Annotated in this window: 21 protein-coding genes and 1 pseudogene; 15 read left to right on the top strand and 7 right to left on the bottom strand. The window is 44.5% G+C overall.

Going from position 1 to position 19,039, the window contains the following annotated elements; genetic code table 11:
- Positions 1–110: 110 nt before the first annotated feature.
- The 3 genes from A8F94_RS08250 (at position 111) to A8F94_RS24895 (ending at position 2,238) form a co-directional block, all read left to right on the top strand.
- On the top strand, positions 111–413 hold the full coding sequence (locus A8F94_RS08250; protein ID WP_066198238.1) for a YunC family protein: 303 nt from the start codon (positions 111–113) through the stop codon (positions 411–413).
- 207 nt (positions 414–620) lie between these two features.
- A complete protein-coding gene (locus A8F94_RS08245; RefSeq protein ID WP_066198236.1) occupies positions 621–2,129 on the top strand; it encodes a sodium-dependent transporter in 1,509 nt (502 codons plus the stop codon).
- A 1-nt stretch (position 2,130) separates the two neighbouring features.
- The gene (locus tag A8F94_RS24895) at positions 2,131–2,238 is read left to right on the top strand and encodes a methionine/alanine import family NSS transporter small subunit (protein WP_077247614.1); all 108 of its coding nucleotides are present in this window, start codon (positions 2,131–2,133) and stop codon (positions 2,236–2,238) included.
- A gap of 428 nt (positions 2,239–2,666) precedes the next feature.
- On the opposite strand, the gene A8F94_RS08240 is transcribed toward A8F94_RS24895, so the two are convergent.
- Positions 2,667–3,656: a M23 family metallopeptidase gene (locus A8F94_RS08240; protein WP_066198233.1), complete on the bottom strand. Its 990-nt coding sequence runs from the start codon at positions 3,654–3,656 to the stop codon at positions 2,667–2,669.
- 265 nt (positions 3,657–3,921) lie between these two features.
- Between A8F94_RS08240 and lipA the strand changes: the two genes are divergently transcribed.
- Positions 3,922–4,851: a lipoyl synthase gene (gene lipA, locus A8F94_RS08235; RefSeq protein WP_066198231.1), complete on the top strand. Its 930-nt coding sequence runs from the start codon at positions 3,922–3,924 to the stop codon at positions 4,849–4,851.
- 79 nt (positions 4,852–4,930) lie between these two features.
- Here the strand turns inward: lipA and A8F94_RS08230 are convergent, their stop codons facing one another.
- Positions 4,931–5,569 carry a YhcN/YlaJ family sporulation lipoprotein gene (locus A8F94_RS08230; RefSeq protein WP_066198228.1) on the bottom strand — a complete coding sequence of 213 codons (639 nt, stop codon included), beginning with the start codon at positions 5,567–5,569 and terminating at the stop codon, positions 4,931–4,933.
- Between the two features lie 112 nt (positions 5,570–5,681).
- Here A8F94_RS08230 and A8F94_RS08225 point away from each other — a divergent pair, with 112 nt between their 5' ends.
- Complete coding sequence (locus A8F94_RS08225; protein ID WP_066198225.1) at positions 5,682–5,957, top strand: YutD family protein; 276 nt, start codon at positions 5,682–5,684, stop codon at positions 5,955–5,957.
- 47 nt (positions 5,958–6,004) lie between these two features.
- On the opposite strand, the gene A8F94_RS08220 is transcribed toward A8F94_RS08225, so the two are convergent.
- Positions 6,005–6,271, bottom strand: coding sequence for a DUF3055 domain-containing protein (locus A8F94_RS08220; protein ID WP_066198222.1), 267 nt, complete (start codon positions 6,269–6,271; stop codon positions 6,005–6,007).
- Positions 6,272–6,460: 189 nt separating this feature from the next.
- On the opposite strand from A8F94_RS08220, the gene A8F94_RS08215 reads away from it, so the two are divergent.
- The 3 genes from A8F94_RS08215 (at position 6,461) to A8F94_RS08205 (ending at position 9,309) form a co-directional block, all read left to right on the top strand.
- On the top strand, positions 6,461–7,759 hold the full coding sequence (locus A8F94_RS08215; protein ID WP_066198220.1) for an EAL domain-containing protein: 1,299 nt from the start codon (positions 6,461–6,463) through the stop codon (positions 7,757–7,759).
- Positions 7,760–7,770: 11 nt separating this feature from the next.
- Positions 7,771–8,208 carry a DUF86 domain-containing protein gene (locus A8F94_RS08210; protein WP_066198217.1) on the top strand — a complete coding sequence of 146 codons (438 nt, stop codon included), beginning with the start codon at positions 7,771–7,773 and terminating at the stop codon, positions 8,206–8,208.
- A gap of 336 nt (positions 8,209–8,544) precedes the next feature.
- Positions 8,545–9,309, top strand: a complete 765-nt coding sequence (locus A8F94_RS08205; RefSeq protein ID WP_066198215.1) for a TIGR01457 family HAD-type hydrolase — start codon at positions 8,545–8,547, stop codon at positions 9,307–9,309.
- Positions 9,310–9,366: 57 nt separating this feature from the next.
- Here the strand turns inward: A8F94_RS08205 and A8F94_RS08200 are convergent, their stop codons facing one another.
- The gene (locus A8F94_RS08200; protein ID WP_066198212.1) at positions 9,367–9,867 is read right to left on the bottom strand and encodes a phosphatidylglycerophosphatase A family protein; all 501 of its coding nucleotides are present in this window, start codon (positions 9,865–9,867) and stop codon (positions 9,367–9,369) included.
- Positions 9,868–10,102: 235 nt separating this feature from the next.
- Between A8F94_RS08200 and yutH the strand changes: the two genes are divergently transcribed.
- Positions 10,103–11,110 carry a spore coat putative kinase YutH gene (gene yutH / locus A8F94_RS08195; protein WP_066198210.1) on the top strand — a complete coding sequence of 336 codons (1,008 nt, stop codon included), beginning with the start codon at positions 10,103–10,105 and terminating at the stop codon, positions 11,108–11,110.
- Between the two features lie 144 nt (positions 11,111–11,254).
- Positions 11,255–12,235, top strand: a complete 981-nt coding sequence (locus A8F94_RS08190; protein WP_066198204.1) for a 2-hydroxyacid dehydrogenase — start codon at positions 11,255–11,257, stop codon at positions 12,233–12,235.
- A gap of 47 nt (positions 12,236–12,282) precedes the next feature.
- Here A8F94_RS08190 and A8F94_RS08185 read toward each other — a convergent pair.
- Positions 12,283–12,575, bottom strand: a pseudogene (locus tag A8F94_RS08185) (NifU family protein).
- Between the two features lie 88 nt (positions 12,576–12,663).
- Between A8F94_RS08185 and A8F94_RS08180 the strand changes: the two are divergent.
- Positions 12,664–12,990: a YuzD family protein gene (locus A8F94_RS08180; protein WP_066198201.1), complete on the top strand. Its 327-nt coding sequence runs from the start codon at positions 12,664–12,666 to the stop codon at positions 12,988–12,990.
- Positions 12,991–13,220: 230 nt separating this feature from the next.
- On the opposite strand, the gene A8F94_RS08175 is transcribed toward A8F94_RS08180, so the two are convergent.
- On the bottom strand, positions 13,221–14,288 hold the full coding sequence (locus tag A8F94_RS08175) for an NAD(P)/FAD-dependent oxidoreductase (RefSeq protein WP_066198199.1): 1,068 nt from the start codon (positions 14,286–14,288) through the stop codon (positions 13,221–13,223).
- Positions 14,289–14,572: 284 nt separating this feature from the next.
- Between A8F94_RS08175 and A8F94_RS08170 the strand changes: the two genes are divergently transcribed.
- Positions 14,573–14,809 carry a YuzB family protein gene (locus tag A8F94_RS08170; protein WP_066198196.1) on the top strand — a complete coding sequence of 79 codons (237 nt, stop codon included), beginning with the start codon at positions 14,573–14,575 and terminating at the stop codon, positions 14,807–14,809.
- A gap of 122 nt (positions 14,810–14,931) precedes the next feature.
- Entirely contained in the window at positions 14,932–15,297 is a 366-nt protein-coding gene (locus tag A8F94_RS08165) for a HesB/IscA family protein (RefSeq protein WP_066198193.1), read from the top strand.
- Between the two features lie 102 nt (positions 15,298–15,399).
- Here A8F94_RS08165 and A8F94_RS08160 read toward each other — a convergent pair whose 3' ends face one another.
- Positions 15,400–16,395, bottom strand: coding sequence for an NAD(P)/FAD-dependent oxidoreductase (locus A8F94_RS08160; RefSeq protein WP_066198190.1), 996 nt, complete (start codon positions 16,393–16,395; stop codon positions 15,400–15,402).
- A 449-nt stretch (positions 16,396–16,844) separates the two neighbouring features.
- On the opposite strand from A8F94_RS08160, the gene A8F94_RS08155 reads away from it, so the two are divergent.
- Positions 16,845–18,059, top strand: a complete 1,215-nt coding sequence (locus A8F94_RS08155) for an NAD(P)/FAD-dependent oxidoreductase (RefSeq protein ID WP_066198188.1) — start codon at positions 16,845–16,847, stop codon at positions 18,057–18,059.
- A gap of 298 nt (positions 18,060–18,357) precedes the next feature.
- The gene (locus A8F94_RS08150) at positions 18,358–18,846 is read left to right on the top strand and encodes an NUDIX domain-containing protein (RefSeq protein WP_066198185.1); all 489 of its coding nucleotides are present in this window, start codon (positions 18,358–18,360) and stop codon (positions 18,844–18,846) included.
- The last annotated feature ends 193 nt before the right edge of the window (positions 18,847–19,039 follow it).

Raw genomic sequence — 19,039 nt, 5'->3', positions numbered from 1 at the left:
ACCCAATACTGGAATTTCAGGCTCAATCATCCAGTAAACGGCACGTAACGGACAAGTTCATTCTTCCTGCTTCCCCGCATACTGTATAGGGACGGGAAAGGAGTGGGCGGATGATTGAAGTAACCCCAATTACTATTCAAGGTAAAACATTTCTCGGGATAACTGTAAAGCTGCCAAAGACGACCCTTCTCGCCGTAACAAGTGATTTGGGCTATATTATGTGCGGTGCCCTTGATGTCGGACTGCTAAATGCGAAGCTGACGGACAGACGTGTCCTTGCAGGGCGGGCTGTCGGGGTAAGGACGATTGACCAGCTTCTGGACGCTCCGCTCGAATCGGTGACATACGAAGCAGAAAACCGAGGCATCCACAAAGGAATGATTGGCAGGGATGCACTCCTGAAAATGATATAGAGTTGTGGACATCCATATCAAAGTGGATGTCCTATTTTTTCACAATAACAAAAAATGTAAAAAACACTAGATAAAAAACCAAATAACTATATTTTACAATAATAATATTCTTGACATGCTCTTAAAACCAACATATAATAGCGTTATGCAAAAAATCAGAAAACTTTAAATCTTATATTTATTCATTGCATCTTAGGAGGTAGTTCGATGGAAAATCGACCACAATGGGGAACAAGAGCAGGCTTCGTTTTAGCGGCAATCGGCTCGGCGGTTGGATTGGGGAATATTTGGAGGTTTCCGGCTGTAGCCTATGATAATGGAGGGGGAGCATTTTTTCTTCCTTATCTATTTGCACTTTTAACTGCCGGAATACCGCTCCTTATTCTTGAATTCACCTTGGGGCACAAGTATAAAGGATCATCACCCCTTACATTTGCAAGGATCAGCAAGAAATATGAATGGCTGGGCTGGTGGCAGGTCGCGATATCCTTTGTAATATCGACCTATTACCCAATCATTATTGCATGGGCATTGTCATATGCGGTATTCTCTGTGAATCTTTCATGGGGGGACAAGCCTGACGAATTCTTGATGGGTAACTTCCTAAAGGTTGCTGAAAATCCTGGAGATGTCGGAGGGATTGTTCCCGGAGTCTTTATCGCCCTTCTTATCGTCTGGGCCCTTACATTTGGAATTATGTTCAAGGGTGTCAAAAAGGGAATTGAAATTGCCAACAAATTCATGCTGCCAACGCTGGTCATAATGTTCCTCATTATCGTGGTCCGTGCTCTCACACTTGAAGGAGCCACAGATGGTTTGAATGCATTTTTCAAACCAAACTGGAGTGATATTGCAAAGCCAGGAGTATGGGTTGCTGCCTATGGACAAATTTTCTTTAGTTTATCAGTCGGTTTCGCTATCATGCTTACTTATGCGAGCTATTTACCAAAGAAAACAGATATCACCAATAATGCATTCATAACAGGTTTTGCCAACTCAGGCTTTGAGTTACTGGCTGGGATTGGCGTCTTTGCTGCTCTCGGATTCATGGCAAACCAGCAGGGTGTTGCAATTGATGAGGTGGTTGAATCGGGCATCGGCCTTGCATTCGTTGTCTTCCCGCAAATCATTAACGAATTCCCTGCCATGAACGGATTTTTCGGATTCCTGTTCTTTGCCTGCCTCTTCATGGCTGGGCTGACTTCATCCATCTCGATTATTGAAACATTCGTTGCCGGGGTACAAGATAAATTCAATGTCAGCAGAACAAAATCGGTAGCAATCGGTGGAGGCCTATCTGCACTTATTTCAATTCTTTATGCAACAAATGGAGGGCTCTACTTCCTAGATTCCGTTGATGCATTTATCAATACATTCGGTATCGTAGTTGCCGGTTTGGTTGAAGTAGTTCTTGTTGTCTGGGTTGCGAAAAAACTTACCGAGCTACAAAACCATGCAAATGCGATTTCAGACATTCGCATAGGCAGCTGGTGGAAAATATCATTGGGCTTCATTACGCCAATCGTCCTTGGTTATATGACAGTTCAAAACTTTATCACGAACATTCAGGAAAATTACGGGGGTTACCCGACTTCATTCTTGCTGGTCGCAGGATGGGGAGTCGCCATCCTCGCCCTTATAGCCGCAATCATGTTCTCATCCTTGCGCTGGGGGAAGAATACCTTGAATTCAGGAACTGAAAGGGAGGTTTCCTAAAATGTCCGGAGATGCAATCGTCATGATGGTTATTGGAATGATCATTATTTGGGGCGGCCTCGCTGCAAGCCTGGCAAACGCTGTAATCAAATCCAAAAGAGCAAAGTAACAACAAAAGCGGAAGCGCCTTCGTGACAGGCAAAGAACGCCTCGCGACAGGCAAAAACCGCCTGTCTCTGCGATGATTATTCAGGGAGCTTTCCTTTGTGTCCCTGCGATGATTATTCTTAGAAGCTTTCCTTAGTGGTCATCGCCGTACAAACTGGAGGGGCTTCGACTGAGATAAAGGAATCACGAAGAGCGAAGCAACTACCTGCCTTACATCATGAAGAACCATCTTCGAAGAGCTGCGTGGGCTTTGCGACGAGCTGAAGATATGCTTCCATGAATAGGCTTTGGCGCAGGAGCACCTTACGATTCGATGATGACTTATCGTAGGGAGGAGGCATGAAGTTTGCGCACGCGTAGGCGCTAGAGCTAGATGCAATGAGGGGTCTGACCCTTACCCCCACCGGGTAAGGGTCAGACCCCTGTTTATTATTTTTTCTTCCCCTTCTTTTTGTCCAGCCGCTCCCATTTCCTGAGGTAAGGGTATGGGTCGAAGGACCATTCGGTATACCCGTTATCTTTATACATTCCATAGTGAAGGTGGGGAGGAAACTTGCCCGATGTTCCCGGTGGACCGTATCCGGAACTGCCCACCCCGCCAATAAGCATGCCGGGTTCAACTATATCGCCAACTTTTAAATCCTTGGCAAAGCCGCTTAGATGAGCATAATAATGGTACGTATTATTCTGGTCGCGGATGCCAATTCTCCAGCCGCCAAAGCGGTTCCAGCCCTTCATTTCAATAATTCCGTAACTTGTGGCCCTAACGGGTACGCCATAACCTGCAAAAATGTCTGTCCCTTCATGCATCCGCCGTCCGCCCCAGCCGCGGGCGTCCCCCCATGTATTTTTATAGCTGTGGTTCATTCGATAGGGAACGGGAAATGCATTTCCCTCAAGATCAATCCGTCCATATTTTTTATAGAGCTTAGCTATTCCCATAATGATGCCAACGGTTTTATCCCGATGATAATATTCCCAGAGAGCAATCCTGAAATTATCATCGTCATATCCATAACTAAGCACATGGTTGGAGAATGCCTGGAGCACATCCTCGCCTTCATTAGGGCTTGCTTTCCGATTGCCATTTCCATCTACGCCAACCCCGCCGAAAAAAGCAATTGAGCCTGGCTTTTTATCGTTCGGATTTGGATTGGTAAGGCCTGCCCATATTTCAGGGCTGTAATAGATTGCAACTGCTCCTTTAGGGTCAGGCAAGTCCTTTCGGGTAAGTCTGATATTTCGCTCATATTGATCTACCGCTGCAATGTAATACCATGGAATTTGTGTGATTGCCTCGTTTTTTTTATAAAGTTCCATTCGCTTGTTATACAAATCTGCAGGGCTTGCCTCTTGTGGGGCGGCAAGGGCATTCCCAGCCAAAGCGAAGGATAGTGCCAGCAATAGTAGTACCCTCACAGGGCATCCTCCTTTTATAGTGTGAATTCTTATAAGAATAGTTTGGCGTCTTGATGAAATGTTCATAACGACAATAATTTCCAGAAAGACAAACCTAATATAAATACTTCTCAATGGGAAAATATTTTTTCAAAAAAGTACCAACTTAGGAATGACAGGGCTTTCAATGGGAGCAAAAGGCTTCTTTCCTTGAATGGCGGGGCTTTGATGTGTTAAAGTACGAAAAGAGCTTCAATATCCTATACATAGCATTGGGGTGGATCAATTGACAACGAGTAAGGAATACAAACGTAAGCCTGACTGGCTGAAAATAAAACTAAATACAAATGAAAATTACACAGACCTCAAGAAAATGATGCGCTCAAAGAATCTTCATACAGTATGTGAAGAAGCACGCTGTCCGAATATCCATGAATGCTGGGCTGTCAGAAGGACGGCTACATTCATGATTCTTGGTGATATTTGTACCCGTGCATGCCGGTTCTGCGCAGTCAAGACGGGCCTTCCAAATGAACTTGATCTTCAAGAGCCAGAACGGGTTGCGGATTCTGTTTTACAGATGAACCTGAAGCACGCTGTCATCACAGCAGTTGCGCGTGACGATTTACGTGACGGAGGGGCAGCCGTTTTTGCTGAAACCGTCCGGGCTATCCGCCGCAAAAATCCATTTACAACCATCGAAGTTCTGCCTTCGGATATGGGCGGGGTTGAGGAAAATCTAAGAACGCTTATGGATGCACGTCCTGATATACTGAACCATAATATCGAAACAGTCAGGAGGATGACTCCTAAAGTCCGCGCCAGGGCCACCTACGAGCGTTCACTTGAGTTCCTGCGCCGTGCGAAGGAAATGCAGCCTGATATCCCAACTAAATCCAGTCTTATGATCGGTGTCGGTGAAACATGGGACGAGATTATTGAGACGATGGACGACCTTCGCGCCAACAATGTTGACATTATGACAATCGGCCAATACCTGCAGCCAACCAAGAAGCATTTGAGAGTGGACAAATATTATACTCCAGATGAGTTTAACCAGCTTAAAGAAATCGCTCTCTCAAAAGGATTCAGCCACTGTGAGTCCGGCCCGCTAGTCAGATCCTCTTATCATGCGGATGAGCAGGTCAATTCAGCTGCAAAGGCAAAGGCAGCCATGGCTGCCTCAGCAGCAACTGGTGAAGCACTAGAGGCGTAAAAAGATAAAAACTACATTGGCATCCGCAAAACTGCGGGTGCCTTTTTAAAACGCGCCTGGCCTAAGCCAGACGCGGATATTAGGATTGGCCTTTTTGATGATTGTTTTTCATATCATCTTTGGTTTCCCCATTGTCATTTTCCAATTTACTCATCGGTTTTCCCTGTGGAGATTTCTTCATTTCCTTGACGACCGCAGCGATGGCAGCATCAGCATCATCACTGAGAGTATTCAAGCTGGACAATGTTTCAATATCATTCATTAGCATTTTGTTATCGGAAACATACACATGGAAGAAACGCGGTACGACAGACATGGCGGTTTGTTTCACCTGGTCTGCTGTCAGTTCACGATTGTTTGTATCTGTCTCATAGGCAATCAAGACTTCCTCATCTGTTACAAGGGTAGTGACTTCATTTACATTTGGCAAATCGGTGCTTAAATCACTAATGTTACGGGCTAACTCCTGGCGATCTAATATCACTTGGTTATTATCGGTGGAACGGTCGCCCATAACTGGACTTTTAAATTGGCGAACATATCCAAAGCGCTGGCTTTTGGCGGCTTTTTTCTCTTCACCTTGATCCAAATTTTCGGCGCGGCCGTTGTTCGAGTAGATATGTGTATTATTCCCGTAGCGGTCTGCCCCGGCGTTTTCATTTCCACATCCCGCCAGTAACAGGCCGAAAAGTAATAGGATATACAACTCCTTTTTCATAGAAACGCACCTCCTACCAGAAGTATTGCCCTCAGCAGGATTTTTCTATTAGTAAATGGTTGGGAATCGGTTATAATGGAATAAAGATTTGCCTGTAAATGAGGTGATAGAATTGGTCGTAGTTAACAATGCAGCATACGAGGTTGTAGAGGATTTCAGGAATGGATTCAATGAGGATGCGTTCAAGGAACGGTATAGTGAAATCTTGGCGAGATATGATTACATTGTTGGTGACTGGGGATATGGACAGCTTCGTCTGCGGGGCTTTTTCGATGACCAAAACCAGAAGGCCACTTTTGATACGAAAATAAGTACATTGACCGAGTACTTGTATGAATACTGCAATTTCGGGTGTGCCTATTTCGTTGTAAAAAAAGTGAAGAAATAAGAGTAAAGGGACAGCGGTTATTGGGCTGTCCCTGTTTTTTGAGCCTGCTACACAACTTCAGCAAGGAACGAACAGAGCTCTTCAGCATCCTCTTCCGAAAGCTGAAATGCGTATTCAAGGTAACCTTCTTCTTTCAAATCATCATCGCCAATAATTGCGAATCTGTTTCCCTGCATATCGAGTACAAGCGTCTTGCCAAAATGCCTGTCGGTTTGAATAAGCGCAAGGTCGAAGCGATTGTTTTCCCCAACAAAGCTTACAAACCTTGTTCTTGCCTGCTCAACATCATCATATAAGAAAAATCGCTCTGCCATAGTAATCTCCTTTAATCGGTTTCTTTCCCCATCTTACCAAAACAGCCGTTCCTTTGGTACTGAAATACTTCGTAGGGCTGGCTTGTTTCCATGTCGACAACTTTTGTGAAATTCCAACATGAAAAAACACGGAAAATGGCAAATTGTGTTACAATACTATGGTAGGTACACCGGAGAGGAATGAAACGAATGGTCTGTTATTACGCGGCTAAAGCCAAACAGCTAATGCAATGGGGAAAAATCGTTTTGCCCCTTTCAACAATAAAATTCTATCCTCCGCAATTCGTCCTTCGGGACCCGGTTGCCCAAGGGGTCAAACAAGCCTTTAAAGATGGTTTTGAGGCTGCAGTCATCGTTTTTAATTTAAAAAATATAAAAGAAATTGCCGATTATCTTGGGCCGTTCCGGTTTCCTGAATTCATGCTCCGGTTTAAGCGGACGTTTCGGCAAGCTATAGAGCAAGAAGTTGGAAATGACGATATATTAACGGTACACGATTTTTTTGGTGATGGTATCTCTCTATATATCAGGGTCACTCCTGAGTGTGGGATTTCAGCAATAGAAACGGTTATGAGGAAGGTTGCCAATGAAGCAAGAAGAAACCTTCATGCCGAGTACAGTGGTGTCAGCATGGCACTTGAGAGCGGCTATATGTTTGTTGAAAAGCATACATTTTCCGTCCATGAAGCAGTTCAAAAAGCGCATCAGCAGGCAGTTGCAATGGCAGAAAAGCGGGTCGAATCCGAATTTAATGAAATGCTGTTTGTGATGGGCAAAATCGTTTCCAGAAAAGAAATATTCCTGCTTGCCCAGCCAATCATTGATGTGGCAACAAAGGAAGTACGCGCCTGGGAAATGCTGACAAGGGGGCCGGCTGGGACCATGCTCGAAACCCCGTTAACCTTGTTTTCAGTTGCCAGACAGACCGGCAAGCTGTACGAACTCGAAATGGTGGTCCTTGAAAAAGCGCTTGACCAGGTAGCTTCGATTGGCTGCAAGCATGATGTGTTCATTAATTTTACTCCGCTTACGATGGGGAATAGCCGTTTTATTCGGGATGTAAAGAGGCTTATGCAAAGGCATAAAACAATTTTACCGAAGCAGATTACCTTTGAGATAACTGAACGGGATTCAATCGAGGGGATGCGGGATTTTATTTATAATATTAAAGTCCTGCGGCTGATGGGTTTCAGAATTGCAGTTGATGATACTGGGTCAGGCTATGCAAGCCTGAACACCATCAGTGAAGTTATGCCGGATATCATTAAAATCGACCGTTCAGTCATTCAAAATATAGATAAAAATTCTGTGAAAGAATCCATGTTAAAGGGGCTGCTGCTTGTAGCGAAAGAAGCAGGCTCACTTGTCGTTGCCGAGGGGATAGAAAACGAAGAAGAGGCATCCGTGCTTTCCCGAAACAATGTCGACCTTGCCCAGGGCTACTTCTACGCCAAGCCGGCAATGCTGCCTAAAAAAATCGCAACGTAGGAAGTGACACTATGTATTTTGTTGATCGTGGCTTAATTGAACAAAAACTTAACTATATTGAACGGCAGACAGTACTTTTCCGAAGCCGTGAAAAATGGGATTCAGATTTGGAAAAGGCCGCACTTGAGCGTATTGCACATATGCTTGCCGAATCCGTGCTCGATGTAGGAAACGCCATGATTGATGGTTTTATCATGCGTGACCCGGGAAGCTATGAGGATATCATAGACATCCTTCTTGATGAAAAGGTTATTGATTTCAGCATGTCTGAGGGCCTAAAGGTTTTAATTGGCCACAGAAAACAGCTTGTCCAGTTTTACACCTCCATCGACCACGAGAGTATGGCTAAAGACCTTACCCGCGTTCTGGATCAAATTGAAGCCTTTCCGGGGAAGGTAAGGAAATACCTCGTCGATGAGCTGGGACCGGTATCTGCTTTTGTAAACTAAGGTGGGAATATTGATTGAATGAGAGGCCGCCTAATAAGCGGTCTTTTTAATTGAACACTAAGGTCTTGGGCATTTTACATTTCTGGGATTAATCTAAAAGAGGGTTCCAATTTGATTAATCGCGGGCTCAGAAGTGGAGATTAATCTAATAGAGGGGCCCAATTAGATTACCCTATGGCAAGCAACTTGATTTGCCTATGAAGACGGGAACCCTGGAAAAGTTGCCAAAACCTAATGCCTAAAGCAACACGAACCCCCCAAGAGGTATTTATTTCTTTTCAAATGAATTTATTTACGGCATGATAGGGTAGGACTAGTTTGACAGGAGTGAGTGAATTGAAATCGTATAAAGGCTATCTAATTGATTTGGATGGAACGATGTATAAAGGCTCGGAAAGGATCGAGGCTGCTTCAGGATTTATTCAGCGGCTTCAGGCGAAAGGCATTCCGTATCTGTTTGTAACCAACAATTCAACCCGGACACCAGCCCAGGTTGCCGAAAAGCTTAGAAGCTTTGATATTCCAGCTGAAGAGCAACAGGTGTTCACCACTAGCCAGGCTACAGCGAATTACATTTACAATCAAAAGCCGGATGCGAGTGTGTATGTAATAGGGGAGGAAGGTTTGCTTACAGCTTTTGAGGAAAAAGGCATCAGCTTTGCAGGCGAGAATGCCGATTATGTGGTTTCCGGACTTGACCGCGAAATTACCTATGAGAAGCTGGCAGTAGGCTGCCTCGCAGTCCGGAATGGAGCAACCTTCATTTCAACGAACGGCGACATTGCCATCCCGACTGAACGTGGAATGATGCCGGGGAATGGCTCCCTTACCTCTGTAATTGCTGTATCAACTCAGACAAAGCCTATCTTCATTGGCAAGCCTGAGCCAATTATTATGGAGCAGGCATTGAAGGTACTGGGTACAGCAAAAGAAGACACGCTAATGGTCGGAGATTATTATGATACCGATATTATGGCGGGGATCAATGCCGGAATGGATACATTGCTTGTCCATACAGGGGTTACCACCAGGGAAATGGCGCAAGGCTACGAAACGAAGCCAACGTATGCAATAGACTCGCTTGATGAGTGGGAAGTATAAGAAATGGCCGCCTTCGGTAAAATCCGGGGCGGCCATCCTTATTTAAAAATAATGAATTTATTCCACATTCTCGGCACGATGGGCAAGCCGGCTAGAAGCTGCTGCTGCAACTGCGCCGACGATGTCATCAAGGAACGTATGGACAGAGCCCGATGATTTGTCGTTCAATTGGCGAAGGATACCGGGTTTTTGTTTATCAATATACCCGTAATTTGTAAAGCCGATTGAGCCGTACACATTCACAATTGAAAAGGCAAGAACCTCATCGACCCCATAAAGTCCTTCATCCGTTTTGATAATGGATTGGAGCGGTTCTTCAAGAAGCCCCTTTTCGGCGAGCATATCGAGCTGAATTCCCGTAATAATGGCGTTTTGGACCTCACGTTTCGAAAGGACACGTTCTACATTATGGAGGCAATCCTCAATTTTTAGATCCTCATGGTAATTTTGTTGTAAAAAATATACGAGGTCAGCAATATCCTGAACCTCGACACCGCGCTCTTTCAGCCATCTTCGAGCAGTCGTTTCTGTCAAATCTGCTTTCTTCATTTCTCCCATTTGCGAATCACCTTTTCCATGAATTTTCACTATCTATATACCCTTTTTCTTTACATTATGCATGACCTAAACAAAAGGCACAACTTTAGGCTGGCATTCTCTTCTATTCTGTACAACTGCTTCTCATTCATTCCTGAGGGGAAAATAGCCAAAACCAGTTGTTTAAACGGTACTCCTAACCCAATCAACATCAACATATACATTGAGTAGGAACAGAAGGAAAGCAGGTGGCGTGATGCTTGGGCAAATGCTTGAACAAGTGTACGGTATTAAAACTGAAAAATATATGAGAGTGGAGTCATTTGATGCGTTTCTAGCCAATGGATTTTGCTATTTTGTTGCAGATCCTGGCACAAGGGATGAAGAAGAGGCAGCCGAACTTCAAAAGCTTGCTGCACATGTGGCTGCGTATGGCGACAGGAATGTACCCGCACTTTTGCCAACAAAAAATGGCCCCATTATTGCCGAATGGGAAAATAGACGATACTGTCTGTTTGCCGGCCAGCTCTCGGAGCGCAATGTGAATCAGCGGATTGGCAGGAGGCTTGCCAAGTTCCATGAAAGAGGCAGGCTGGTTCCTTTCGAAGTGCAGAAAAACTCGCGAATCGGAAAGTGGAAGCAGCTCTGGGAGGCAAGGCTGGACCAAATGGAAAAGGTGTGGTCGGCGAAAATATTTCAGCCATCTGACGAGGAATTTGAAAGACTCTTTATTGAGTCCTTTCCTTATTATTTGGGTCTTGCGGAAAATTCAATCCAATACCTTGTCGATACTGAAATTGATGATGACCCAATGGATAGCGACAGCGGCACTGTATGCCATGAACGATTTTCCAATGATACCTGGGGTAAACAATATATGATTAAAAACCCATTGGATTGGGTGTTCGACCACCGGAGCAGGGACCTGGCCGAATGGGCAAGGGCCCGATATTTTCACAACAGCCGAACATCCGGGCCAGAGATTACAAGGTTTTTTACCGAGTATCAGCAAGTTGCAATGCTATCTCCATTCGGCTGGCGGCTTCTGTATGCCAGGCTGCTTTTCCCGCTGCATTATCTCGAAACAGTTGAAACGTATTACAGTGCAGCCCGGGAAACAGATAGAAGGGCCGCGGAGGAGAGGCTTACAGGGATCATCAATAAAAGCAAAGATTATGAACAATTTCTTACGAGTTTTTATGGGCTCGCAAATGCACCCGTTGCTGCAAAGCTGCCAAGGCCGGAATGGCTTGTTGCAAGATAGGATGAAAGGGGCCGTTTTTTAAAAAACGGCCCAGTCTGTGGCTGGTCATCATGGTTTTGTCTTTCGGAGTAAAAGGCCCTTCACAGCAGAAATTATGCTAGAATATGGTTAGAATAGGCAATCAGCAATCAGTGGAGGTCAGCCATGAAACCATATGTATACATAACAAGAAAAGTTCCAGAAGAGATCGTTTCAGTGTTAACAGAAAAATATGAAGTTGCGATGTGGGAGAAAGATGATACTCCAGTTCCAAGGGAAAGGCTTCTTGAAGAAGTTCAAAAAGCAGATGCGCTCTTGAGCGTCCTGGCCGATCGCATTGACGAAGAAGTTCTTTCAGCAGGAAATCGATTGAAGATTGTGGCGAACCTCGCTGTTGGTTATGACAATATTGATCTGGCAGCGGCCAGCAAAAATGGTATCGCTGTCACAAACACACGGGATGTTCTTACCGATACAACAGCTGATTTGAGTTTCGCACTATTAATGGCTACAGCAAGAAGGATTGTCGAGGCTTCAAACTTTATCAAGGAAGATAAATGGATTAGCTGGAATCCTTTCCTGATGGCAGGCCATGATATCCATCATAAGACAATTGGAATTGTCGGCATGGGGAAAATTGGCGCTGCTGTTGCGAAGCGCGCAGTCGGTTTTGATATGAATATTCTCTATCATAACCGGTCGAGAAATATGCCAGTGGAAGAGGCAATCGGAGCCCAGTATGTATCCTTCGGGGAGCTTGTTGCCGAGTCGGATTTCATCGTCTGTCTTACTCCGCTTACTGAGCAGACACGCAATATGTTTACAAGAGATGTCTTTAGAAAAATGAAGAAATCTGCTATTTTTATCAATGTTTCCCGAGGTCCAGTCGTTGATGAACAGGCTTTGTATGACGCGCTCGTTGAAGGGGATATAGCCGCAGCCGGACTGGATGTTTTTGGAAAAGAGCCAATCAGAGCAAGCCATCCACTCCTGAACCTTAAAAATGTAACGGCCATTCCACACATTGGGAGCGCAACTGTTGAGACACGGTCAAACATGATAAAGATTTGCGCGGAAAACATTGACCTTGTCCTTTCCGGAAAAGAACCGAAAACACTTGTCAACAAAGATTGGGAACGAATGTAGAAAACAAAAGCGATTGCCCCATTTGGCAATCGCTTATTTTGAAAAGATTAAAATACTTGTTCTACTTCTACAACGCCAGGAACTTCTTCAAGCAGGGCGCGCTCAATACCAGCCTTCAAGGTAATTGTTGAGCTTGGGCAGCTGCCGCAGGCACCGAGCAAACGGAGTTTTACAATGCCGTCCTCGACATCTACTAGCTCACAATCGCCGCCATCGCGGAGAAGAAATGGACGTAATTTATCTAGTACATCCTGGACCTGTGAAAACATTTCTTGTTCGGTCATGAAAATCGACTCCTTTCATAGTATCTATTATAATCGGAGAAAGGGTAAAAATCCATTCTCTGAAATAGGAAATCTTATTTTTATATCATATTTTATCTTTTTACGTTCGAAATGTTGTAAAATTTGCTTTAAGGGGGGATTGAAATGCCGGAATCAAAAGTGGAAATCGTTGTATACGGGGCGGAGCAGCTTTGTCCAAGCTGTGTAAACCTCCCGTCCTCAAAGGAAACGTACGAGTGGCTTGAAGCCGCCGTGGCAAGGAAGTTCCCGGACCAGCCGTTTAGGATTACCTATGTGGACATATTCAATCCGCCAGCAGATCCAGACAAACGGGACTTCGCAGAACGTGTCATCGAAGAAGACATGTTTTACCCAGTTGTCCTGATTGGCGAGAAAGTCGTGGGTGAAGGCAATCCGCGCTTGAAAACAATCTTTGCCGAGCTCGAAGGTTATGGCTACCGGGCTGGATAGAAACAAACAGACAAGTAGCAATGAATGAATTGACTGGTTTTTGGCCTTCCTCAACGATAGGAAGGCCTTTGCCATCCATAAAGGCCCCCTGCTGAGCGGGAAGGCGCCAAGCCGCAATGCTAAATTCCCCAAAAAACTGAAATCAGCAAAAAAACTTTATATCACTATAATCCGTTAACCTCACATTTGCCCCTGTAAAAGCAAATCCTAACATCCCGGTAGAAAAAATTTCACCCCTTGTGGTATTTGTATAACCAAAGCACACCGGATTTGATAAGCCGTGCAACCCGGCCAGTAATCGCGCGGTCCGCCATCATTCCGAAGCCCTGTTTTTTTCCAAGAGACCCTAGGACACCTTTCAGTTTAATCGGTGGAAATGTTTCGGGCAGCGGTTCTCCTTTCCAGCGTTTCTTCAACACCTCGGCAATTTGTTCTGCCTGTCCCTCTGCAAGCTGGGCGCTTGGGGCATGAGGAAGGCTTGCGCAGTCCCCAACCGCAAAGACATTCTCGTAACCTGGCAAATGGTGATGGGCAGTAATCTTCAGCCTGCCGAGCGAGTCCTTTTCGGCATCAAGCTTCCTGACAATCCTGCTCGCCTGAATGCCTGCCGTCCAGACGATCGCATCGCATGGAACCGGGTCGGTGTGATTGTAAAGCAGTCCTTCTTCTACTCTAGTAATATTGGAATTATTCACAATCTCTACATTGTGTTCAATGAACCAGTTTTCGACATATTCACTTAGCCGGTCAGGAAAAGCAGGGAGAATATGATTACCGCGGTCAAACAATTTCACATGCAAATCGGCCCGGCTTTCACTCAATTCACTTGCAAGCTCTACACCGCTAAGACCCGCACCGACAATGCCGACCGTAGAACCTGGAGCAAGGTTGCTAAGCACTTGATAGGTTTCTCTTGATTTTCCAATACTCTGGATACTGAGCGTATATGTATCTGCGCCAGGCACATTGTGATATTTATCCTCGCAGCCCAGACCGATGACCAGGGTGTCAAACATGACCTTTGAGCCATCCGCAAGCTCAACGGCCTGGTTATCTAGATCAATATTTTCAACATCCCCATATTGGATTTTGAGGCGGTCATGAACTGGAAAATCGACACGCAGCTCCCGGTCGGATACCGTCCCTGCAGCGAGCGCATAATATTCAGTTTTCATGCAATGATATGGTACTCGGTCAATAAGCGTAATCGACACATCTTCCGGCAGATGGTCAGGCAGCAGCTCATTCACCAGCTTTAATCCCCCATAGCCTCCGCCCAGGATCACAAGATTCTTCATTAAAATTACCCCTTTGTTCTGTCGCAAAAAGTATGATATCTTGCGGGTTATATTTTTAATTTTCATCAGTCTCGCGCCAGCACCAGACAGTTTTTGCGTGTTCTGTTTATGGCACTAAAGTTTTTCTACTATAAGACTTTTCAGAATTTATTCAGATAAAGTATAGCCCAGTTGTGTCAATATCTCAACAAAAAGCGCTTTCATATTGACTAAAGTACAGTTATGTGTTAATTGACTGAATCTTTAAAAAAAGATAAGATAGTACATGCAAAAGAGGTGGATGAATGATACTAAAGCTCCCAGTAATTGAATTTTGTGTTGATAACCTTGCCAGCGGCGCCCAGGCCGCCCGGGCAAAGCTTGAGAAGGATCCGAACCTTGATGTCATTGAATATGGATGTCTGGGCTACTGTGGCAAATGCGCCTCTTCCTTTTATGCGCTCGTCAACGGCAAAGCCATCCAGGGCGAAACACCCGACAAACTTGTTCAGAACATTTATCGCTATCTGGAAGACAATTAAAGCTTTTTTGGTTAAAGGCCTATTTCCTATACCATTTCCTTGGTAATAAAGAGCAGACTGGTTGTGGAAATGCTCCCAACCGAATATACTATTAATAAGGCAATAAGCAAGGAGGAACACGAATGGAAACTCAAGTAGTTCATATAACTGAAGCAGCAGCGCTCCAGATTAAAGATATGATGAAGCAAAATGAAGAGGAAGGCTCATTCCTGCGTGTCGGTGTCAGAGGCGGCGGTTGCAGCGGCCTTTCGTACGGAATGGGATTCGAACAGGAAATCAGCGAAAACGATCTTCTCCTGGAGCAATATGGGATACAGATTGTGATTAATAAGGAAGACGGCCCAATCCTGAATGGAACAAAAATTGACTTTAAAGAATCCCTGATGGGCGGCGGATTCACGATTGACAACCCAAATGCAATCGCATCCTGCGGCTGTGGCTCATCTTTCCGGACTGCTACCAAGACCGGTACGCCTGAGGAATGCTAAACAACTTTTATCATGGATAAACAAATGCCTCCCGGTGAGATTATCCGGGAGGCATTTTTTTGAAAAAACACACCAGCCAACTGGACTGGTGTGTTTACACTTTTATTTGAACATCGACGAACTGTGGAGCGGCTGTACTCTTGCTTTAGGATCAATATAGGCTTTAGCATTGTTGACAGCTGTGGGCGCTTCGCCAAACCCGCTGGCAATCAGCTTTACCTTTCCATCGTATGTGCAGATATCGCCAGCAGCGTAAATCCCTTGTACATTTGTTTCCATTCGCGAGTTGACGACAATCGAATTTTTCTCGATATTCAAGCCCCACTCCTTGATTGGTCCAAGTGAGGAAACGAATCCGTAGTTAACGACAACAGCATCCACATCAATAACTTCCTTCGTTTCGCCATCGGCAGTTGCAATCACAACCTGCTTAACTTTTCCTTCTTCGCCGATCAAGTCGGACGGCACGAAAGGAGTTTTAACGTCGACCTTGGAGTTGAACAGGTTTTCAACACTGTGTTCATGGGCGCGGAATTTATCACGGCGGTGTACAATGGTGACTTTTTCTGCAATTGGCTCAAGCATTAAAGCCCAGTCAACCGCGGAGTCGCCGCCGCCAAACACGACAACCTTTTTTCCAGCGAAGTGGTTCAGGTCATCGATAAAATAATGCAAGTTCGCTTTTTCGTACTGTCCGGCGCTTTCCAATTCAAGCCGGCGAGGTTGGAATGCACCATTTCCAGCGGTAATCACGACGGTTTTTGTATAGTGGATTTCTTTGTTGGTTGTCAGCTTGAAGACGCCGTCAGCTTGCTTTTCAACTTTTTCAACGGATTGCTCCAGGGCAATTTCAGGATTGAACTTTGCCATCTGTTCCTTCAGGTTATTGACCAATTCCTGGGCGCGGACTTTCGGGAAACCGGCAACATCATATATGTATTTTTCAGGATAAAGCGCCGATAACTGGCCGCCTAATTGCGGAAGGCTTTCAATTATTTTAACCGAAGCCTGTCGCATCCCGCCATAAAAAGCGGTAAACAGCCCTACCGGCCCACCTCCGATAATTGTAATATCATAAACCTTTTGATCTTCTTGCACTCTATATCCCCCCAACAAAGTAGTAAAGGTAGTCCACAGACTATCATACCACAAGTGCTGTAAACCTAGCCATCTTTCCCTTGTTATCTTTCTCCTTAAAACTGCTTTTCTAACGTGAGAAAGCTCTATTGTTTGTTTAGTAATACCAATTTAGGGAAAAGGGAATATACTGAAAAGTAGAATATTTACAAAGCGGACATTTTAAAATAGATATTTCTTGAAATTGAGTTTGAAAAGGAATAAGATGAAATGTGGATAGATTGTTACTATTTTGTGACAAAAAAAGCACATTTTTTTATGTGACATCGTGAAATTTCTCACAAACTCATTTTTTATTCTTTACTAGAATCTTCATAGCAACAAATAGCTTTTACTTACCTAAAAACCACTGGTTGAGCAAAGGCTAAGAGCAATTATCTTATTTTTTCGTAAAGGTGGAAGTGATTGCATTGAAAAAGCCAAAAATAGTGATTCTTGGAGCTGGTTACGGCGGGCTTATTACAGCAGTCCGGCTTCAAAAAATGACAGGTGATAACGAAGCCGAAATCATTCTTGTCAACAAGCACGATTACCATTATGAGACAACCTGGCTTCATGAAGCCTCGGCAGGAACGCTTCACCATGACAGAGTGCGTTATGACATCAGCAGTGTAATCGACCGTCATAAAGTTGAATTCAGAGAAGATGTCGTCATTGAAATCAAGAAGGATGAGAAGAAGGTTGTTCTCGAAAAAGGCGAAATCGACTACGATTACCTGGTTGTCGCACTAGGGGCAGAGCCTGAAACCTTTGGAATCAAAGGCTTGAAGGAGTATGCATTTGGTATTGTGAACGTAAATGCCGCCCGCCAAATCCGGGAACATATTGAGTATCAATTTGCAACCTATAGCACCGAAGAAGAAAAGAAGGAAGAACGTCTGACCATTATAGTCGGTGGGGCTGGATTTACCGGAATAGAATTCCTTGGGGAGATTTCCAATCGAATTCCTGAACTTTGCCAAGAATATGATGTGGATTTTAACAAAGTACGCGTTATTTGTGTAGAAGCTGCTCCAACCGTATTGCCTGGTTTTGATGCTGATCTTGTCAATTATGCCGTCGCGGCACTTGAAAGAAAAGGCGTTGAATTCATGATTGGAACCGCTATCAAGGAAGCGACTCCGGATGGCATTATTGTTGCCAAAGGTGAAGAAGTCCAGGAAATCAAGGCCAACACAGTTGTTTGGGCAGCTGGTGTCCGCGGCCACTCCGTCATTGACAAATCCGGTTTCGAGGCAATGCGGGCACGCGTAAAAGTCCAGCCAGACCTTCGTGTACCTGGCTACGAAGATATCTTTATCATCGGTGACTGCTCGCTAGTAATCAATGAAGAAACGAATCGCCCGTATCCGCCTACAGCGCAAATCGCCATCCAGCAGGGTGAGCATGTTGCCAAAAGCATTGCCGGCCTGATTCGCGGAAAGAACGAGCTTGAGACTTTCGTTCCCGACATTAAAGGAACAGTTTGCTCGCTTGGTGAAGACGACGCTATTGGCGTTGTATATGGCAGGAAGCTTACAGGAGCAAAGGCATCCTTCATGAAGAAGGTAATTGATAACCGTTCACTCTTCATGATTGGCGGAGCTGGCCTTGTCCTGAAAAAAGGTAAATTTAATATTTTTTGATTAAATGGAGGGCAGAGCAATCTGCCCTCTTTTGTTATGGAATCGTATTGGCATCGTTTCATACGATAAATTCCTCTTAAACGGTTCCAATAGAGGCTATTGGAATCATTTCATATCAAAATTTTCTTTAAAACGATTCCAATAAGCGCTATTGGCATCATTTCAAGCAAAAACAGGGTCTGAAATAATGCCAATAAATTTGTGCATAACGATTTTCTAAAACAGACTTGTGGCTCGCTCGCTTAATCGCGGGTTTTTTTATAATATGATGGTAATAGTTTCGGGGAGGATAATATATATGGCCTCTAGCAAGCGGGGAAAGGTTTGGCTGGCCGCAGCGGGCTTAGTCGTTTCTAAAGAAGGGAAATGGCTTGTTGTGAAAAAAAGCTATGGCGGTCTGAAAGGAAAATGGTCGATTCCGGCTGGATTTGTCGATGAAGGCGAGACTGCCGACGAAGCAGCCGTCCGTGAGGTGAAGGAAGAGACCGGGCTTGATTGTGAGGTAATTGGCCTGATTGGCCTAAGAACCGGAGTGATAAAAGAAGTAACAAGTGATAATCTGCTTCTTTTTTTGCTGAAGGCAAAGGGGGAGGGGATGATTTCGTTACAGGAAAAGGAAATAGTGGAAGCTGCCTATTTATCTCCTGCTGAATTAATGGAGGATCGGGATTCCTCTATCCTCATTCACTATTTGATTGGTTTAGGAAAGCTTCAATCCCTTGCCGGAAAAGAAGGGTTGAATCCCGGAAACCAGTTTGGCTACACAAGTTATAAACTGTTTTTTTAGAACCGGATAGGGAGAGTTGGTTTGAGTTTATTTCCAAAAAATTCATAAACTTGTGAAATAGTTAGCTAGAGTTAGAAATATAAACTTGTATGCGTTTACATGGGAGTATTTAAAGGTATATCCTGCTTTTCGTTTTCATATAATCCTGTTATATTATCAGAAAATTAAGTTAAATTAAAAGGAGCGATTGGAT

The sequence above is a fragment of the Bacillus sp. FJAT-27225 genome, assembly GCF_001685025.1.
Taxonomy (GTDB): domain Bacteria; phylum Bacillota; class Bacilli; order Bacillales; family Cytobacillaceae; genus Bacillus_D.
This window is presented reverse-complemented; position numbering and strand designations above follow the sequence as displayed.

Bases quoted from the DNA above. Each gene is read 5' to 3' on its own strand.
- yutH (WP_066198210.1), top strand. From the start codon at position 10,103: ATGCTTGGGCAAATGCTTGAACAAGTGTACGGTATTAAAACTGAAAAA.
- A8F94_RS08180 (WP_066198201.1), top strand. From the start codon at position 12,664: ATGCCGGAATCAAAAGTGGAAATCGTTGTATACGGGGCGGAGCAGCTT.
- A8F94_RS08150 (WP_066198185.1), top strand. From the start codon at position 18,358: ATGGCCTCTAGCAAGCGGGGAAAGGTTTGGCTGGCCGCAGCGGGCTTA.
- A8F94_RS08170 (WP_066198196.1), top strand. From the start codon at position 14,573: ATGATACTAAAGCTCCCAGTAATTGAATTTTGTGTTGATAACCTTGCC.
- A8F94_RS08190 (WP_066198204.1), top strand. From the start codon at position 11,255: ATGAAACCATATGTATACATAACAAGAAAAGTTCCAGAAGAGATCGTT.
- A8F94_RS24895 (WP_077247614.1), top strand. From the start codon at position 2,131: ATGTCCGGAGATGCAATCGTCATGATGGTTATTGGAATGATCATTATT.
- A8F94_RS08245 (WP_066198236.1), top strand. From the start codon at position 621: ATGGAAAATCGACCACAATGGGGAACAAGAGCAGGCTTCGTTTTAGCG.
- A8F94_RS08165 (WP_066198193.1), top strand. From the start codon at position 14,932: ATGGAAACTCAAGTAGTTCATATAACTGAAGCAGCAGCGCTCCAGATT.
- A8F94_RS08250 (WP_066198238.1), top strand. From the start codon at position 111: ATGATTGAAGTAACCCCAATTACTATTCAAGGTAAAACATTTCTCGGG.
- A8F94_RS08230 (WP_066198228.1), bottom strand. From the start codon at position 5,569: ATGAAAAAGGAGTTGTATATCCTATTACTTTTCGGCCTGTTACTGGCG.
- A8F94_RS08210 (WP_066198217.1), top strand. From the start codon at position 7,771: ATGTATTTTGTTGATCGTGGCTTAATTGAACAAAAACTTAACTATATT.
- A8F94_RS08175 (WP_066198199.1), bottom strand. From the start codon at position 14,288: ATGAAGAATCTTGTGATCCTGGGCGGAGGCTATGGGGGATTAAAGCTG.
- A8F94_RS08200 (WP_066198212.1), bottom strand. From the start codon at position 9,867: ATGGGAGAAATGAAGAAAGCAGATTTGACAGAAACGACTGCTCGAAGA.
- A8F94_RS08215 (WP_066198220.1), top strand. From the start codon at position 6,461: ATGGTCTGTTATTACGCGGCTAAAGCCAAACAGCTAATGCAATGGGGA.
- A8F94_RS08220 (WP_066198222.1), bottom strand. From the start codon at position 6,271: ATGGCAGAGCGATTTTTCTTATATGATGATGTTGAGCAGGCAAGAACA.